The organism is Erwinia sp. OLFS4 (genome assembly GCF_002752165.1).
Taxonomy (GTDB): domain Bacteria; phylum Pseudomonadota; class Gammaproteobacteria; order Enterobacterales; family Enterobacteriaceae; genus Izhakiella.
This window is the reverse complement of record NZ_MOMB01000065.1, coordinates 1-18,334: the sequence shown is the minus strand read 5'-3', so window position 1 is coordinate 18,334 and position 18,334 is coordinate 1. Positions and strand designations below refer to the sequence as shown.

Here is an 18,334-nt window from a genome sequence, read left to right as displayed (position 1 = left end):
CTTCCCCATCATAAGCGGTAACCACCAGCGCAAGACCTTAATCTGTCAGACCATCATTTCTCCCTGAGACTGCTCGCTTTCCCACTATGGCGCTCAGCAGTAACCCTTTATCGTCGCAGCCATCCCCTCACATCGAAACAAATCGCCGCAGCAGGTCGTTTAACCCCGATGCGCGCAGTTTTCGCAAGGCATTGTAACGCTGTGCGTACAATGTTTTGTTATTACGCTGCTGCTGGCGGGCCTGCTGATCTATGGGAATTTCCAGCAAGGTTTTAATCAGCACCTGACGTTCGCAAAGCGACAATATCAGGGTGGGTATCCGGGGCAGCAGTTCATCTTCCTCCCGCAGCAGAGAACCCTGCGATAACACCCGCTGGCGCAACAATGTCACTGCACTGCGCGCATTGACAAAGCGTACCGGCACCCGCACCCCGCCGCAAACCAGCACCTGACGAATAACGTTATTGACACTAAACGGTGAAAGTACAATCAGACGCTGAATACCCGCCTGCGTTATCTCCTCATTATCCAGGTACAACAACTGCTGCAGCGCCGGCACCGGGCACGGCGGCAGACGCAAAACCAGACACCGCTCCGCGCCGTCTTCCTTCCTGTCCGCCTGTCTGCTATGTGCATCAATCAGTGCACTTTCTACCTGCTCATGAACACTGACGGATACCACCTCCGTGGACGATTGCGGATGTGTCAACAGGCTGTACAGCCCCAGCCGACCAAAATGACAGGCATCGACGATCGTGATCGCATGAGAAAAAGTGCTATGAAGATCTTTGTCCATCTCCACCGGCTCTTTAAAATGCTCATTACACGTATTGAAAGTCACCTTGTTCTCTCCCGGAACCTTACTGGTGCCAATAAAGGGCAGCCAGAGTGGCAAGCACTGTTTCTTAGACTCTCTAAACCATGCTGTTTTGTTGATGAAATTCAGCTTAAAACTGTTTGATAACAGCGGTCGTGTATTTCAATACCGAAATTTTTAATATAAATAGGTGATATCTCTTTTTTACATCGAGGTAAACAATCAAAATTAACCAATAAACTACGATTAATGAAATCACCTATCACTTTTTTTCTAAAAAACATATAGAATAATACACAGCACCCTGGCCATAAGCAGCGCTGCATATTTGATAACCCTATACTTCTCAATTATCTATCAGGTGAAAAGATATAGTATGACAATTCTGATTTTATTATTTTTTCATCAATTTTAGAAATCATCCCTTTGTTCTTTGCTTCTTCTGGTTTAAGCATCACTTTATTAGACTCACTATAAAGAAGCGTTTCGATTTCCTTATCTGTCATACTGGTACAGGTTTTATAAACCTGACTAAACATACTATTATATCGCACACTGTCCAGACCTAATGCATAGATATCATTCGGTCTTAATTGTCCATTATATTTCATCCACGATGGATGCATAAAAATACTGCCTTCAGGTAACGAACGTCGGTCTTGTGCCGCACACAACATAAGAGTAGCCGCAGAACCGACCGTGGACATTGCTACCGTTGTTACCGGAATATCCGAACTTTTGATAGCAGACGATGCCATCAATCCGGCATCCATATCACCACCATAGCTATTTATATATAAATAAATCCTGTCAACATTCTTTTTTTGATTAATATCATCGATGTCATTAATCAGCTTACTGACTAACGGGATACTGATCTCCCCGTTATAATAAATCTTCGCCAGTTTATCTTCACTTTCCGCCTGAGTGGTAAAACTCATGGCAATCAAAACTAATAAAAAAAACAGTGGTGTGACCTTCGCCATATAACAATGCATCCCCAAAAGCCTCGTCTACTTTCAGTTGGCTGAACCATACATTGCATGGTTCAGCCCGCCTTTAAACAAACAGACCATCAATTACCATTGATAGGATGCACCCACGCCGTAGGTCGCCGTCGTGCTACTGAACCCAACGCCGACTTTAACCTTGACGCTATCCGTTACGCGTACACTCGCCCCCAGTGCTGAAGCCGAATATCCCTGGTACGAACCGCCACCGACTCCGATTGCGAATGTTTTACCTGGATCAACCTCGGGGATCATGGTCAACGCTGTTGCAGCCGCCACCCCGGTATAGGCTTTACGTGCCACGCCACTGATACTTTCCTGCAACTCACCCTGCATAGACCACAGCTGATCCATATTTGCTGCATCAGTACCACGGCGACCTGGAGCTACGTTAGAGAGCGTTCTTTCCGCACCAACGGATCCGACAGAAACCGTGTTCGCTTGATCGGCCACTGAGCCTGCGCCCAGTGCAACAGAGTTAAAGCCGGAAGCAAACGCACCCTGCCCAATCGCTGTTGAACTGGTTCCAGTAGCCCTGGTTCCCTGGCCTACGCTCGTTGAGTTTGCACCCGAAGCGATTACGCCCTGGCCCAGGTTGGTCGAGTTCTTACCTGACGCAGTTCCGCTCTGACCAAAACTGGATGAGTTTTCCCCGCTGGCCGTACCATTTGCCCCAGAGTTGGTCGCATTGGCAGCCGTTGCTTTACCGTTAGCACCGGTGCTGGTGCTATTGGCACCCGTTGCCTTGCCGTTAGCACCGGTGCTGGTGCTATTGGCACCCGTTGCCTTGCCGTTAGCACCGGTGTTGGTGGCGTTCTCACCTTCTGCTGAACCATTGGAACCGGTATTGGTGGTATAGTCACCAGTCGCCCTACCGTTGGCACCGTTATTGGTCGCGCCTTCACCCGAGGCATTACCACCTGCACCGGTATTGGTGGCATGGTCACCCTGGGCTGTACCATTCGCACCGTTGTTAGTGGCTCCTTTGCCATCGGCCGTACCGTTGGCACCATTATTGGTCGCGCCTTCACCGGTGGCTTTACCATTAGTACCGTTATTGGTGGCATAGTCACCGTCGGCCATACCGTTGGCACCGTTATTGGTCGCGCCTTCACCCGAGGCATTACCACCTGCACCGGTATTGGTGGCATGATCACCCTGGGCCGTACCGTTAGCACCGTTATTGGTCGCGCCGTCACCGGTGGCTTTACCGTCAGCACCGGTATTGGTGGCATGATCGCCCTGGGCTATGCCATTCGCACCGTTGTTAGTGGCTCCTTTGCCATCGGCCGTACCGTTGGCACCATTATTGGTCGCGCCTTCACCAATAGCTTTACCATTAGTACCGTTATTGGTGGCATAGTCACCATCGGCAATACCATCTTTGCCGTTATTGGTCGCCCCTGTACCAATTTCTGTACCCGCCGTTTCAGCAGCCTTATCTAATAAATCACTTATTGAGGAAAAACAATCCAACGTATTCTGATTTCCGACAACATAGTCTTGTCTGTGGATATCATTTCCTGTGCCTGTACCTGACCATGCCCAAATTGCATAAATATCACCGCCTGGAATGCTATAGGTAATCCCCGCACCAACATCGCTAGATGTGTCAATATTACTGCAATCTGCGATGCTTGCCCCAGAGAGGAAAATAGCGGACAACGCCACCGCCTGAGCAATCCGGGTTTTCAGCAAACCCTTGCCTTTTACCAACCCCATTCCCCTTTCACTTCCACCACTACCACGCTCTTCATGAAATATATTCATATCAACCTCAATAAATAATTAATTAATCCACTGGTTTATTCAGCATCATCTCTGATGCATTTTTAAAAAACCTACAGAAAGGGATGTGATAACATCTTTAACCATCTGTTCCGGCGTCATCTGCAGCTGATTACAATTACGTGGTTAGTGATCTCTTGCCTTTAATTACTGAAACCAGCCTGATTGCAGTAACGTTTGACATGAGAATGAATAACCTCCTCCGCAACCTGTAAAACCAGACCACAGCATTCCCACTGACGGTTTTTTATCAGCACCCATTGCAATGAATCACTGGTCAAAATTTGGCCCGTCAACTTTACATTTAGGACCATTTTGACAAACTCAGGATTAAATCCTTTTAATTTGATATAATTTAGATTATAAAATTTAAATTAATTTAATTATTAAAATTAAATTACTTAATTAAAGAATAATATATCGCTAAATATTTTGTGAAAACTGAAAAAAGGAGAGGAAATGCAATATTCCGGACAGAGGAAATGGTTACCGAAACAACAAGAGTTGATTTTTTATTGTTAAATTTCAATCAGATAATAAATTTATTGAACTTTTTCCTTAAACTGATATGTTTTTTTAACGATTTATATATACTACTTTACAGTTTGGTCCTATCTGTAAAGTTATGATTACAAAATTTACATTTTGATAGAGTCCTGATCAGTCCAGGCTGAAGTCTTATGCTCCCTTTCCCTGGAAACAGTAGCGTTCTAAATCCACTTCTCCAGCCGCTGTTTTCATTTAGCGGAAGACTTATTGCCGTGAAAAAGACCCGTTAGACAGAAGAAAAAATGGTTTTTATGCTGAAATCAGCAGAAAGCGATCTCGCGTCGTGACATTGGCAGATACATAAAATTTCCTCAGGCTCTCTTTTACTACTGGAAGCAGAACGTTGCCAGTGGACATTGAGAGAGATAACAAAAGTCCAGATTAAACAGGTAGATAAACAATCATTACGCGGAATGGTTACAGTTCTCCTGGCAGCAGAAAACCAACTAATAAGCTATTTCTTAAATCAGTTAATGGCTGTCTGCAAGTTGAACGGCGGAATAATCAGTAGCGCCGGTCATTAAAGGATGCCTGGCGCCAATCTGACAACTGGCGCAGCAAATATAAACATGAAAAGTTATTACATAGTTGTGGCTAACTTCATGCCAGGCTAATTACGCTGATTTAGCACGGTTCTGATTGACCACAGCCATAAAACACCCATATTGTCTGAAGAAGACCACTGTTACAGAGATACTGACCTGAAATACAATCTATTCATAAAAATCAATAAGAAAACTATAAAAACGCATTTAACCTGATCCAAACATAATTAACGCATGATACCCCCCCATAAAAACCAGAAAAAAATGAATAAATTCAACGAACTATCCCACTATATAAAGTATATTATCGTAAGTTACTTTACAGTAATAACAACTACAGCACTAGCTTCAACGATGTTTGTCTCTCATTTTTCGAATGCAGAAAACTGGTGCAATGTATCACCGTCACAGGCTCGCCAATATATAAGCGATGCAACTGCTTTTGCAAAACAAGGGTTAGCACAAGATCCTCACCCTGTTCCATATCTTCATACTCAAGGTCTGTTGCCTCATCAGGGTATCCGTGATCTGTCTATCGCTGCTGAAAAAGACCTTCACGTTATGAGGAACGCGGCTCTTATATGGCGAGCAACTGGCGATAAAAAATGGCTTAAGGTTGCCCATCAGTATCTAATGGCCTGGGTAAAAGAATACAAACCGAGCTATGATCCTATTGATGAGACAGGTTTTGAGTCATTAATTGATAGCTATGCGATTACGAAAAACGCCATGCCTGCGGAGGACCGCAAGATGGTTGAATCTTTTTTAAAAAAATGGGGGGATGGGTATATATCAAGTATCCAGCATGCAGACAATAAAAAAACATGGATAAACAATTGGCAAAGCCACCGAATTAAAATCATCACAATGATCGCTGTCGCAATTGATGACAAAGATCTTTTTGATAAATCACGCTATCTTTTCACGAATCAGCTTTCTAAAAATATTATGGGAACTGGCGAACCTATAGACTTTATACAGCGAGATGCATTGCATTACGTAGTATATGATATTGAACCATTAGTTCAGGCTGCACTAGCCGCGAAGCGATTCGGTGAAAACTGGTATTTAATCAAAGGCGATAATGGTGGTTCTGTAAAAAAGGCATTGCTTTGGCTCGCACCCTATGCTGCAGGTGAAAAACGTCACAAAGAGTTCGTTCATTCACATGCCCACTTTGATCAAGCGCGAGCTCAGGCCGGCATCAAGGGATTTAAGGGAATGTTTAATCGACGAACTGCCGCTAAATTATACTGGATGGCCACAGGGTTAGATAATTCCTGGCGAACATTAGCTAAAAATCTGTCGGGCAAGCCACCAGTTAATGTTTCAATGTGTGGACTTTAATTATGATGTGTAAGCCCGGCCGCCAGCACTGACGACAGAACAAAAGCAGGAAAACGTGCTGCACATATATGATGAATCGTTTCGTCGCAACAATGTGCCTGCAGCTTCACAGATTCGTCCCTGTCGAGCTGTCGCAACGAGGCGCAGCATCCGGTGGCGAATGTGTACTTATCAGGAATTTTAACGGACGCTTATGCGCTGAGTTATCAGACAACCTCTGAATTTTTATCGCGCAGGAAAAGGCTCATTGAGAGAGTAATGGAACCGATATGAGTCAATAAGCGTGGTATGCCATGCTGGAAACAGGTCAGCTATTCATCCAATCCATCTCTCATGAAAGGTTCGATGGTTTATTAATATCCGGCGACTAAACGGACTTAAAAAATTGTTAAGAAATATGATTCACACCGTCGGTATAGCTGCTTAGTCTGATATGGTTACCATGGGTAGATAAAAAATCCAGAAAGTATTATATCATTGGTTTTTTGGTAGATTGATATACATGTAAAAGGAAAAATTAATATGAACAAAGCTAAGGCCATCGTTTTCGGAATTATGATGTCTGGTGCTATATCCGCCAATGCTTCAACCGATATTACCACGGTGACTGGTAATGTCGGGCAGGATATAAAAATATCACAGAAGTCCAATCCGACTACAGGTTACTTGTGGATGATAAAAGACCTTCCTGATGGTTTGATTTTCGTTTCCAGAATGTATGAACAATCAAAAGACTGTCCGCAAGGTGCTGTGGGGTGCGGGGGGGAAGATGAATTTCACTTCATTGCTGAAAAGAAAGGAGAAAGCATCCTGAAACTCATTTATGGTCGGCCATTCAGCAAGTCAAGCTGGCAGGAAAAAGAAATTAAAATTGTGATTAAATAATATCATCTTCCCTCTTTTGCATGCACGGAGAGGGATTCACATATTTACATCCCAATCTATTTTAAAAACAAAGCCATAACTGAATAAGCAGAGTTAAAAAACTGCATCTCTGAATGCCGCTTATACTTTAATATAATGATCAAAACTATCTGAACACCATTTTCTCTGACCTTTAACGGACTTTAACTCTAGAGTATCCGGTTTTAGTTCCAGACACTTTTTGAGATTCTGGCGTCAATGTGCAGCATCCGTATTCTTCCGGCGTCAGATGATTCAGGGATTCATACAGTTGCTCACAGTTATATTCGTTCAGCCATCTGTTTGTGAATTTCCGTACCTCATTCAGCGTTCTGAACAGATAACAATCCAGTATTTCCGTACAATATGTCCGATTGGAGCGTTCAATAAAAGCATTCTGAGTGGGTTTAGCCGGTTTGATAAATTCGATGCAACCACATGTCTTTCAGCCCATTCAGCCCATTCAGCCAGGGCCAGTAAGATAAATTCCGGGCCATTGTTCATCATGAGCTTCAGCGGATATCTCCGGTGAGCCGCGATTCGCTCCAATACCCGGATAACGCACTGTGCTGGCAGATTAGATCGATTTCAATTGCCAGTACCTCGCGATTGAAATTGTCCACAACATTGAGAGTGCGAAATCCTGCCCACAGCTCACTGCATAGTATGGCGTAAGACCTCTAAACGTGAACAGCATCATTATGCTAGATGGTTATAACATCCCCGCCCCAGCCATTGTCATGCTTTTTCCAGGTGAACCGGATACTGAAAGCGGGTTTGAAAAAATGGCCACTCAGCACCCATCCGCTGGCTATATCCGGAATACCGCTGAGTAAATTGTGATATAGCAGGGTTATAAATTATAACTATTTAAACATAAAGACAATTATTGATATAAGCTGGATTTAGATACATGCATAACTGGTGACACTCCCCTGCCGCTTGTTTTAGAATGAAGAGTTTATAGGGCCATACGCCCTCTTTAAGAGATGTTCCGGGAGAGTCGTTTTGAATGAGAAGCCACTTGTAGTGGATTTGGATGGTACGTTAATCCATTCAGACATGCTGCACGAATCTGCATTAAGGGTGTTTAGAGATAGCCCGTTTGAAACACTCCGTATTCCATTTCTTCTAAAAAAAGGCAAAGCGTTTTTAAAACAGCACCTTGCCTCACTCACAGAATTTGATCCCAAAACACTTCCCTATAACGAAAAACTGCTTGAATGGCTCAAACAACAACGCGCGGAAGGCCGACATCTGGTGTTGTGTACAGCATCAGATAGCGCAATTGCAAACCGCATTGCTGAACACCTGGGTATTTTCGACGACGTCATCGCCAGTGATGGTGTTTCCAATATTGAGGGTAGACACAAAGCCGCTGCCCTGGTGCAGCGCTTCCAGCAGCATGGGTTTGATTATGCTGGTAACTCAAATGCAGACTTAGCCGTGTGGTCGCAAGCTGATAAAGCAATTGTGGTTAATGGATCAAGCGATTTGATTAAAAAAGCGCGGAATATTTCAACCGTTGACAGGGTATTTCCTAAACGTGAAATCGGTTTTACTGCATGGCGTCGTGTACTGCGCATTCATCAGTGGTTAAAAAACACTCTCCTGCTGGTTCCGCTATTTGCCGCCCATGATGTCAGTAATGGTGAAGCCTGGCTATCACTGCTGTTAGCCTTCATGGCATTCAGCCTTTGTGCTTCATCAGTATATATCGCCAATGATTTACTCGATCTGGACAGCGATCGCCTGCATCCACGAAAACGAAACCGGCCATTTGCCTCTGGCTTAGTACCCGCCTGGAAGGGAGTTTTACTTGCGCCACTACTGCTGATTGTCAGTTTGTCTGTTGCCGTGTTTGTAGGAAAACAGTTTTTTTTCTGGCTGGTTTGCTATTTCACCCTGACGTGTGCCTACTCATGGGTACTGAAACGTTTGATGTTAGTTGATTGCCTCACCCTGGCGATGCTTTATACCTTGCGCATTGTTGCCGGTGCAGCAGCTGTTGGTCACGAACTCTCCTTCTGGCTGCTGGCATTTTCAGTGTTTCTGTTTCTTTCTCTTGCGTTCGTTAAACGTTACGCGGAACTGGAAGTTCAGCTTCTCAGTGGAAAAGAAAAAATTCATGGACGTGGATACCACACCGCTGATGCGCCGTTGATTCAAACCATGGGTATTGTTGCGGGTTACACGTCTGTTTTAGTCCTTGCACTCTATCTGAACAGTGATGCGGTACTGAAGTTATACGCCTCACCGAAGCTAATTTGGGGAGCCATCCCTGTGATGCTATTTTGGGTAAGCTGGATGTGGATGCAAGCCCATCGAGGGGAAATGCATGATGACCCTCTGGTCTTTGCCGTCAAAGATCGTGCAAGTCTGAGCGCAGGTGTCATTTTCGCCGCTATCCTGGTCGCCGGTACTGTGGGGGTTTCATGGTAGCAGTCACTTCATGGGGCCGTCTGTCACACAATGAGCATAAGGTGGTCGCACTTCGCGATCGCGGCCAAATCCCAACCAGACGCACTGCATCCGGTCTGGCTCATGGCATGGGACGAAGCTACGGTGACGTATGTCTTAACCCGCAGGGCGAACTGTGGCTGACGCCTGGGCTTGATCATTTTATCTCCTTCGATGAAAGCAGTGGCTGCCTGGTCTGTGAAGCAGGGGTTCTGTTGCAGGACATCCAGAGACTGATGATTCCGCGTGGCTGGATTCTACCCGTCACACCGGGAACCCAGTTAGTCACCGTGGGTGGAGCCATCGCTAATGATGTGCACGGCAAAAACCACCATGTCGTGGGTTCATTCGGCGATCACATCAAGGCCCTGACCCTTCTCCGGACCGATGGTGAAATTATTCAGTGTGGACCAGACGAACGGCCAGATTGGTTCGCCGCTACAGTGGGTGGAGTCGGTCTGACCGGTGTGATCACGATTGCCGAAATTCAGCTTCGCCCGGTAGCCGGCCCATGGTTAGACACTGAGACCATTCCTTTCGACAACCTGGACGCATTTTTCCAACTTGCCGATGGCTCAGAAACGCAGTGGGAACACACAGTCTCGTGGATTGACTGCATCTCAGGGGGAGGAGGACGAGGCTTGTTTATGCGTGGTAATCCTGCTGATTTAAAAGATCGTCAAGCTCCCAGGTCAGGCAAACTCACCATGCCCATCGTGCCACCAGTATCAATGGTCAACCGACTGACACTGCGTCCCTTCAATATGACTTACTACCATCTCAAAAAGTGGCAGGCAGGCAAGGAAATCACCCATTACGAACCTTTTTTTTATCCCCTGGACAATTTACTGCACTGGAACCGCATGTACGGCCCCAAAGGGTTTTTCCAGTATCAGAGTGTCGTGCCGCGCGAGGTTGGGCAGGATGCGGTCCAGGCCATGCTGAAGGAGATCGCCCGTTCTGGTGATGGATCTTTCCTCGCCGTGCTCAAAACTTTTGGCAACCGACAATCAATGGGAATGCTGAGCTTCCCGCGACCCGGGGTCACTCTGGCGTTAGACTTCCCCAATAACGGCAACCGCACGCATAAACTCTTCGAACGACTGGATGCCATCGTGCGTGAAGCAAAGGGTCGTATCTATCTGGCTAAAGATGCACGTATGCCAAAAAATCTGTTTGAGGCTGGATATCCGCGCCTGGCCGAATTTATCCAATACCGAGACGCAGGCATCAGCTCAGGTCTCTCACGCCGCCTAATGGGAAGTTGAATGAAGCTTAAGAAGAAGATCGTCATCGTTGGAGCAACCTCTGCGATTGCTGAACAGTGCGCACGGGTGTGGGCGAAAGAAAACCTGTGCGAAATTGTGCTGGTTAGTAGAAATCAGCAAAAAGCCGAGTGGGTTGCAGAAGACATTAAAGTGCGCTCCCCGGAAACAACAATCACTAACATTCAGGTAGATTTTCTCGACCCGCGTCAAATTCAAGAGCTGGTTGATAATATCTACCAGGCAGGAAACGTTGATATTGCGCTGATTGCGCACGGTTCTTTACCTGACCAGGAAGTGTGTCAGAATGATCTCACTCTTTGTCGTGAAGCGCTGGATGTCAATGGGTTATCACCGATGCTGTTTGCCGAAGCTTTTGCTAAGCGCATGCAACAGGCTAATAACGGTACTCTGGCTGTCATTGGTTCCGTAGCAGGTGACCGCGGTAGAAAATCCAACTATGTCTATGGTGCGGCAAAGGGATTGGTAGCCAGCTATGTTCAGGGTTTACAACACCGCTTCGCCAATACGAATATTAAAGTGGTTTTAATTAAGCCTGGTCCGACCGATACGCCAATGACCGCGCATCTCAAACAATCCGGAGCCAAACTTGCTGCTGTTGACCGCGTGGCAGCAGAGGTTGTGCATGGCATTGAAAGTGGGCAACGAGTTGTATACACTCCGAAAATTTGGTCGGTAATCATGATGGTTATTCGCAATCTGCCGCATTTCGTATTTAAAAGGTTGGATATTTAATGTCAGAATTGAAAGTGAATATGACTTCAGGAAGGAGTGCTAACCTGAATAATCATAACGCTATAAAAGACACACTTTTTTTATTGGTATTATTAGTGGTATCAATTGCTGTTTTTGTTCCCTTGTCGCCAAAAATGCCATCGGAAGGCATCGATCCATCCTGGTCTTATGGGATGAATGAGGCAATGGCTTACGGAATGTCTATTGGCAAAGACATCATTTTCACATTCGGACCCTACGCTTCAATTTATACGCAAACTTACCATCCAGCCACTGACCAGTTGATGATATGGGGATCACTCTATTTTGCCATTTCATTCGCTATCGCTGTCTGGCTTAACTTTAGAGTCAGCAGATGGCCGTTAAAAATTGTAATTCTGGCTGTTCTGAGTGCATTAATATATAGCCGTGATGCACTGTTTTTCTTCTATCCCATGCTGGTTGGTATCCAGATTTATCGTTGGGTTAGCGCCTTCGATACCAAACAAACAACAACCCGGGGTGAATGCTCGCTTATCGTCGCTTTATTTTCGCCATTTGGTTTATTACCACTGATTAAAGGTTCAACACTTATAGCATGTGTAGCAATCTCTTTTTTCTCTATTGTTCTGCTGGCAAAAAGAAGACAATGGAAACTTTCACTCCTTATCGTTGCCAGCTTTTTAATCTCAACCGTAATTTTCTGGGCCTTATCCGGGCAGCCATTAAGTGGACTGGCTGATTATTTTATCAGCCTGGCGCCCATCATTAGTGGTTACACCGAGGCTATGGCAATCAATGGCGATCTGACTCAGTGCATCCTTTATATAGTGGCAACAGCTACCATGGCCGGGTTCCTGTTTTATGGAATACAAGGGGGGGGTTACGACAAATCGGTTGTTACACTTGTTTTTCTTTGTATCCTCTTTTTATCTTTCAAGGCAGGTTTCGTCAGGCATGACAGCCATATGCTCGTTTGTGCCTCAATGATTCTCCTTGGAGCCTCATTGGCAGGGACATTACTTTCCCCCCGTAGCGCATTAGCCGTTATAGTCGTTTCTTTAATTACATGGGGTTATATCGATGTTGCTTATATCAAGAACCCCGTTGATAACGTTAAATACTATTTCATCAATAGGTTCTCCAATTCATGGGATGGACTAAAACAGCGTACACTCGAACCTCAAGCGCTGACAAAATATTTTGAAGAGCGTGTTAATCTGATCAAAAAACGCGGGCCCATTCCAAAGCTAAATGGTACCGTTGATATATATTCATATGATCAAGCTTATTTATTCGCATCCGGAAATACGTGGAACCCACGTCCCATTTTTCAAAGTTATTCGGCCTACACCCCGCAACTGGCAGAATTGAATAAAAAGCACCTTCTCGCAGTGAATAGGCCAGATAATATAATCCTCAATGTCCAGCCCATTGATGAGAGATTACCTTCACTAGAGGATGGTGCAAGTTGGCCTGTTTTATTGTCCAATTATCAACCAACATCATTTGCTGGTAGCTACCTTTACCTTAAGCATCGGGACACGCCACCCCCAACATCCAAACCTTCAGAAAAAATAGGCGGAGGTTTTTATTCTTTTGGTGATACAATCAACTTACCTGATTCCCACGCACCAATATTTGCGAAATTAACTATTAATAAAAGTTTTGCTGGCTCCATTCTGAATATGTTATTTAAGACAAGTCAGCTCCAGATGAAATTGACTATGCAAAATGGTGTTACGCGCAGCTACAGAATTATTCCGGGCATGACGGAGTCTGGTTTTATTATTTCGCCCCTGATTGAAAACACCGCAGAATTTTGGTTGCTTTCCGTCAGTGCAAATCACCTCAAGGATAAGAGAGTAAAATCGATTGAGATTTCCGCCACCAACCTCCCCTTCCTTTGGAAAAAGTCGTTTAACATTGAATTTTATGCTCTCAACTATCCATCTTCACCAGGCGATATTAATTTGCAGGGTTTGGCTAAACCTCAACCAGAAAATTTTAAGAAGACAACATTCATTCAGCAATGTAATGGACACATTGATACTGCGAATGGCGCCCCTCCATCATCTGGCTTAATCCAAACATCAACTTTACTCAATGTTCAGGGATGGCTGGTCACTTCCGTGACACCTGCTCAACTACCGGATAAGGTTTATGTGATGCTGTCTGATGCCGATGGCAAGCGTTACTTATTTAACACTCAGCGCATGTCACGACCGGACGTTGGTGCATATTTTAAACAACCATTACTGGATTCATCCGGTTATGTGCTGACAGCCGATGTGTCAAAATTAAATGGGGACTATAGGTTGGGACTTGCATACTCAAGCGACAACGAACTCTTTATATGCCCGCAATTCGATGATCCGGTTAAAATATCTCGGGAATAAATTTTGCTGAAAAAAAAAGTAATACTGTCTGGTGGCGCGGGTCTGGTCGGTCAAAATCTGGTAGCCAGACTGAAAGCCAAAGGCTACTCAAACATTGTTGTTCTCGACAAGCACCGCAACAATCTTGAGGTGCTCAAACGGGTTCAGCCCGACATCACTGTCGAGTATGCCGATCTTGCCCAATCGGGTCAGTGGCAACAACACTTCGTGGGTGCGGATGTCGTAGTGATGTTGCAGGCGCAGATCGGCGGTAACGATTACCAGGAGTTCGTGCGAAACAATATCGATTCGACCCGACTCCAGCTGGATACCATCAAAGCGAACAATGTGCCATATATGGTACAAATCAGTTCCTCGGTCGTGGAATCAGTGGCTGATGATTTCTATACCAACACCAAGAAGGAGCAAGAGAAAATGGTGTTAGAATGCGGTATTCCCTGCCCCATCTTACGCCCGACGCTGATGTTTGGCTGGTTCGACCGCAAACATCTCGGCTGGTTATCTCGCTTTATGAAGAAAGTGCCGGTGTTTCCGATTCCGGGGGATGGCCGTTATATGCGCCAGCCTCTGTACGTCGGTGATTTTGCCAATATCATCATCAGTTGTATCGAGAATGACATCCGTGATGGCGTGTACAACATCTCAGGTCATGAAAAAATCGACTATATCGACATGATTCGCGAGATCAAACGTGCAATTCGTGCAAAAACGCTCATTCTACACATCCCATATTCACTTTTTTATGCCCTGTTATGGGTTTGGGGCAAGTTTGATAAAAACCCACCCTTTACCACCCAGCAGTTGGCTGCTTTAACAGCGAAGGATGAATTTGAGGTGATCGATTGGCCTGGAATCTTCGGTGTTCCTTACACGCCATTCAGGGTCGCTGTGGATGAAACCTTTAATGATCCACGCTATAGCGGCGTAGAACTGGAGTTTTAAGATGGGTCAAAGAATTGCAGTATTGGGCGCTGGTCCAATGGGCCTGGCCGTGGCTTACCAGCTGGCACTTGATGGACACACCCCGGTACTTTTCGAGGCTGATGACCGTGTCGGCGGCATGACCGCAACTTTTGATTTTGGCGGCCTGGAGATCGAGCGCTACTACCACTTCCATTGCATTTCCGACCACGCATTTCTACAGGTGCTCAATGAACTGGGCATTGCCGATCAGATGCAATGGACAGAAACCAAGATGGGCTACTGGTATCAGGGGCGTTTGCAGCCCTGGGGTAACCCGGTGGCCCTGCTCAAATTCCGTGGCTTGAGCCTGATGGCCAAATTCCGCTACGGCTTACATGCCTTCCTGTCGACCAAACGTGATGACTGGCGACCACTCGATAATGTCGAAGCGAGTGGCTGGATCAAACGCTGGGTAGGTACTGAGGCATGGGAGGTTTTATGGCGTCGACTTTTTGACTACAAATTCTATGACTATGCCCATGGTTTGTCTGCCGCCTGGATTTGGAGTCGTATCCGGCGTATTGGTCGCTCGCGTTACAGTCTGTTCCGCGAGAAACTAGGCTATCTGGAAGGCGGTTCAGCCACGCTGTTAACTGCATTAAAAAACGCCATTGAAGCGAATGGTGGCGAAATAAGGCTGAAGTCACCTATCGAGAAGGTTGTCATCAACAATGGCAAAGTGGCTGGGGTGCAGGTTGCAGGCCAACTGGAAGTCTTCGATAAGGTGATAAGCACCATTCCACTGCCTTACGTACCGAAACTAATGCCAGATTTGCCTGCCGAAATTATAGCTAAATTCAGCACCACCAAAAATATTGCCGTCGTCTGCGTGATCGCGAAGCTCAGCAAGGCCGTAACCGAGAACTTCTGGTTGAATACCAATGATCCGGATATGGATATACCAGGCCTGGTGGAATACACCAACCTGCGCCCCCTCGACCAACATGTTGTCTATGTGCCGTTTTACGTTCCGGGTGAGCATCCGCTGTACGCACAGCCCGATGAGGTGTTTCTGACAAAAGTGCGTAACTATCTCAAGAAGATCAATCCGACGCTGACCGATGATGACTTTATTGAAATGCGCGCCAGCCGTTATCGCTACGCCCAGCCGATCTGCGATCCGGGATACCTGGATAAACTTCCTCCGGTGGCATTACCGGTGCAGGGACTGTGGGTGGCAGATACGTCTTACTACTACCCGGAAGATCGCGGCATTTCGGAAAGTATCGGATTTGGTCGTCAGATGGCAAAGATGGCCACTACTGACAATTTGGAGTCGTCACAGCAATGATTTCGCCTCAGTTCCTTCGATTTTTAATCGCGGGAGGAATCGCTGCCGGTGCCAACTTTGGCTCACGGTTCGTCTTTAGTATGTTTGTCAGCTATGGCTTCGCAGTTTTTTTTGCGTACCTGGTCGGCATGCTGGTGGCATTCCTGCTAATGCGCGGGCATGTTTTTAATGCAAGTCACGGCCTACTGGCAACACAAATTTATAAGTTTGTTGCTGTGAACGCGCTTGCTGTTTTGCAGACGTTGGCAATCAGTCTGCTTCTGGCGCACTGGTTGCTGCCTTCGGTGGGTATCGTGGTTCACGCCGAAGCGATCGGGCATTTGGTGGGAGTGCTGGTGCCAGTCGTGACCAGTTATTTCGGCCATAAACTGTTAACTTTTCGATGAGCAAATTCTTCACACGACTCCAGAGTGTGCTGCTTGAGCAGCGCACCATCCGGGCTATTGTCTGGTTTGTCACTTTTGGCGTGTTGCTTTATCTGGGGGCTATTTTCTGGTCTGGATGGCACGCAACGGTGGCAGCCTTCGCGGAGTTAGGGCTGCATACATTGATGATCAGTGCCGTAGTGTCGAGTAGTTCTTATCTTTGGCGTTTTCTCCGCTGGGAATATTCTTTGCAATGTCTTGGGAATGTCGTGCCCCGTTTTACCCATCTTGCCGTCTATATGTCCGGATTGGCCTTGACGGCTACGCCCGGCAAGTCCGGGGAAACTTTCCGTTCAGCGTTATTAGTCCCACATGGCGTGAAAGTGACACATAGCCTCGCCACCTTTCTGGCAGACCGGGGATCAGACGTTCTCGGAATGGCTTTACTAGGTGCACTGGCTGCCATGATAGCACAACAGCATTTGGCGTGGGTGTGGCTGTTAGCGTTTATCGCCCTCCTGTTGGTCAGCTGTCTCTTTGCCTGGGTTTTGTCACATCCAAAGGCTCACCTTGGCTGGAACCGGCTGGCTCGTTCTTTGACATGGTTGCCTGTCAAGGGCGGACAAGCGACGCTTGAAGCCTGGGCTAAAGTATGGAAACTGCCAAGGGTGTCAGCGTTTGCGGTGGTTGCAATGCTGGCTTATGGCACGCAGGCCTTAGTCTTTGCCTGGTTCTGCCAGATCCTGGAGACAGGCGTTTCAAGTGCTGACTGCGTGTTAATCTTTGTGCAAGCAACGCTGTTCGGCGCGGCAAGTATGATACCTGCCGGGCTTGGCATTATGGAAGCAGCGCTGGTTTTTCAATTGGTTCAGCATGGCGTAAGTGACGGTACGGCAATGTCGTTGGCCATCGCCATTCGTCTGGTGACGCTCTGGTTTGGCATGTCTCTGGGGGCTTTGTCTTTGTTACTCTTGTCCGGACGGAATCTGGGGCAAAGTAATGCCCCATAATGATGTAATCCCAGTTTATTCCTAAAGCCAGTTATTATTGAGCGTGCCATTGTTAATTACGGTCATAACATTGATGATTTTGATAAGGGAATATTCATGAAAAAAACAATTATCGCTTTATCAATGTTTCTGCTGGCTCCCCCGGCATTTGCCACTACCACACACGTAACAGATAACGATGTGGCCAATGCGCAGGCAGTGTAAGCATGCCATTCACTGTTAGAGAGTGGTTTACGCTATCACGAAAGCGAGCATGGAGATCCATGGGTCTGCGTCCATTCCTGATGGTTTCAGGATTTAGTGAACTCCCGCTTTTCGCTCAAAGCTGCCTGTCAATTTAGCAGGGTATTGAATGCATTTTTTTGTTAGAGATGACCAGGTCAAATGCAAGTGGGTAGTCAAGTAAATGCAAATATCCAAATGGACGACTAAACGTGTTTGAATGTATGTTTTTGTAGTAACATCCTTTCGACCCATCCGTGCAGGCAGTGAACTGGACTGACAACTTCCGTAACCAGATGCCATCAACGTAGCAATATTGCTCAAAAGACAAGACAGGCGGGAGCTACAAGGTAACACATGTTGTTAGCATACCCTTGCATTGAGCCACAAACAATCTCACTGTATATGCCACAGTTTTGCCACACTCACAATGTACAAAAATGCACATTCGTGTTAAAAAAACAAAACAACTCAACAATAACCAAATGATTTTATTATAAAAGATGGTGCCGATAATAGGAGTCGAACCTACGACCTTTGAATCGCCACGGATAATCTAGACACTTCCGAGCCGTTGATAATACTGGTTTTCATATTCTGTCGGTGACATCTGATTGCTCGAACCATGCCGACGCTTACTGTTATAAAACATTTCGATGTAACCA

14 protein-coding genes and 1 pseudogene are annotated in these 18,334 nt (G+C 46.1%); 10 read left to right on the top strand and 5 right to left on the bottom strand.

Features of this window, described 5'->3' with window-relative positions; all coding sequences use genetic code 11:
* Positions 1-127: 127 nt before the first annotated feature.
* The 3 genes from BL249_RS16505 to BL249_RS19405 form a co-directional block, all read right to left on the bottom strand.
* On the bottom strand, positions 128-895 hold the full coding sequence (locus BL249_RS16505) for a hypothetical protein (protein WP_099706923.1): 768 nt from the start codon (positions 893-895) through the stop codon (positions 128-130).
* Positions 896-1,167: 272 nt separating this feature from the next.
* Positions 1,168-1,803 (bottom strand): ATP-dependent Clp protease proteolytic subunit, encoded by a 636-nt coding sequence (locus BL249_RS16500; protein WP_099706943.1) that lies wholly within the window; start codon positions 1,801-1,803, stop codon positions 1,168-1,170.
* A 93-nt stretch (positions 1,804-1,896) separates the two neighbouring features.
* Positions 1,897-3,597, bottom strand: a complete 1,701-nt coding sequence (locus tag BL249_RS19405; protein ID WP_143354803.1) for a YadA family autotransporter adhesin — start codon at positions 3,595-3,597, stop codon at positions 1,897-1,899.
* A gap of 1,376 nt (positions 3,598-4,973) precedes the next feature.
* Between BL249_RS19405 and BL249_RS16490 the strand changes: the two genes are divergently transcribed.
* Together BL249_RS16490 and BL249_RS16485 are read left to right on the top strand one after the other, a co-directional pair.
* A complete protein-coding gene (locus BL249_RS16490) occupies positions 4,974-6,056 on the top strand; it encodes an alginate lyase family protein (RefSeq protein ID WP_199073508.1) in 1,083 nt (360 codons plus the stop codon).
* A gap of 522 nt (positions 6,057-6,578) precedes the next feature.
* Complete coding sequence (locus BL249_RS16485) at positions 6,579-6,941, top strand: protease inhibitor I42 family protein (RefSeq protein ID WP_099707570.1); 363 nt, start codon at positions 6,579-6,581, stop codon at positions 6,939-6,941.
* A gap of 203 nt (positions 6,942-7,144) precedes the next feature.
* Here the strand turns inward: BL249_RS16485 and BL249_RS16480 are convergent.
* Positions 7,145-7,603: pseudogene (locus BL249_RS16480) on the bottom strand (integrase core domain-containing protein); the annotation flags it as partial.
* 364 nt (positions 7,604-7,967) lie between these two features.
* Between BL249_RS16480 and BL249_RS16475 the strand changes: the two are divergent.
* From BL249_RS16475 to BL249_RS16440, 8 genes are read left to right on the top strand one after another with little or no spacing between them, the layout of a single operon-like run.
* Complete coding sequence (locus tag BL249_RS16475; protein WP_099753259.1) at positions 7,968-9,401, top strand: UbiA family prenyltransferase; 1,434 nt, start codon at positions 7,968-7,970, stop codon at positions 9,399-9,401.
* On the top strand, positions 9,395-10,687 hold the full coding sequence (locus BL249_RS16470) for an FAD-binding oxidoreductase (RefSeq protein ID WP_099706757.1): 1,293 nt from the start codon (positions 9,395-9,397) through the stop codon (positions 10,685-10,687). Before BL249_RS16475 ends, BL249_RS16470 begins: the two co-directional genes overlap by 7 nt.
* Entirely contained in the window at positions 10,688-11,440 is a 753-nt protein-coding gene (locus BL249_RS16465) for an SDR family NAD(P)-dependent oxidoreductase (protein WP_099706756.1), read from the top strand.
* A complete protein-coding gene (locus tag BL249_RS16460; protein WP_099706755.1) occupies positions 11,440-13,818 on the top strand; it encodes a hypothetical protein in 2,379 nt (792 codons plus the stop codon). Before BL249_RS16465 ends, BL249_RS16460 begins: the two co-directional genes overlap by 1 nt.
* 3 nt (positions 13,819-13,821) lie before the next feature.
* The gene (locus tag BL249_RS16455) at positions 13,822-14,760 is read left to right on the top strand and encodes an NAD-dependent epimerase/dehydratase family protein (RefSeq protein WP_099706754.1); all 939 of its coding nucleotides are present in this window, start codon (positions 13,822-13,824) and stop codon (positions 14,758-14,760) included.
* Between the two features lies 1 nt (position 14,761).
* On the top strand, positions 14,762-16,072 hold the full coding sequence (locus BL249_RS16450) for an NAD(P)/FAD-dependent oxidoreductase (RefSeq protein ID WP_099706753.1): 1,311 nt from the start codon (positions 14,762-14,764) through the stop codon (positions 16,070-16,072).
* Positions 16,069-16,458: a GtrA family protein gene (locus BL249_RS16445; protein WP_099706752.1), complete on the top strand. Its 390-nt coding sequence runs from the start codon at positions 16,069-16,071 to the stop codon at positions 16,456-16,458. The genes BL249_RS16450 and BL249_RS16445 overlap by 4 nt, the downstream gene beginning before the upstream one ends.
* The gene (locus BL249_RS16440) at positions 16,455-17,447 is read left to right on the top strand and encodes a lysylphosphatidylglycerol synthase transmembrane domain-containing protein (RefSeq protein WP_099706751.1); all 993 of its coding nucleotides are present in this window, start codon (positions 16,455-16,457) and stop codon (positions 17,445-17,447) included. The genes BL249_RS16445 and BL249_RS16440 overlap by 4 nt, the downstream gene beginning before the upstream one ends.
* 778 nt (positions 17,448-18,225) lie before the next feature.
* Here the strand turns inward: BL249_RS16440 and BL249_RS18820 are convergent.
* The coding region (locus BL249_RS18820; protein ID WP_143354807.1) for an IS3 family transposase at positions 18,226-18,334 on the bottom strand (109 nt) is incomplete at its 5' end.

Excerpts from the sequence above, each read along its gene's own strand:
- BL249_RS16500 (WP_099706943.1), bottom strand. The coding sequence starts at position 1,803 with ATGGCGAAGGTCACACCACTGTTTTTTTTATTAGTTTTGATTGCCATG.
- BL249_RS19405 (WP_143354803.1), bottom strand. The coding sequence starts at position 3,597 with ATGAATATATTTCATGAAGAGCGTGGTAGTGGTGGAAGTGAAAGGGGA.
- BL249_RS16490 (WP_199073508.1), top strand. The coding sequence starts at position 4,974 with ATGAATAAATTCAACGAACTATCCCACTATATAAAGTATATTATCGTA.
- BL249_RS16485 (WP_099707570.1), top strand. The coding sequence starts at position 6,579 with ATGAACAAAGCTAAGGCCATCGTTTTCGGAATTATGATGTCTGGTGCT.
- BL249_RS16470 (WP_099706757.1), top strand. The coding sequence starts at position 9,395 with ATGGTAGCAGTCACTTCATGGGGCCGTCTGTCACACAATGAGCATAAG.
- BL249_RS16465 (WP_099706756.1), top strand. The coding sequence starts at position 10,688 with ATGAAGCTTAAGAAGAAGATCGTCATCGTTGGAGCAACCTCTGCGATT.
- BL249_RS16460 (WP_099706755.1), top strand. The coding sequence starts at position 11,440 with ATGTCAGAATTGAAAGTGAATATGACTTCAGGAAGGAGTGCTAACCTG.
- BL249_RS16450 (WP_099706753.1), top strand. The coding sequence starts at position 14,762 with ATGGGTCAAAGAATTGCAGTATTGGGCGCTGGTCCAATGGGCCTGGCC.
- BL249_RS16445 (WP_099706752.1), top strand. The coding sequence starts at position 16,069 with ATGATTTCGCCTCAGTTCCTTCGATTTTTAATCGCGGGAGGAATCGCT.
- BL249_RS16440 (WP_099706751.1), top strand. The coding sequence starts at position 16,455 with ATGAGCAAATTCTTCACACGACTCCAGAGTGTGCTGCTTGAGCAGCGC.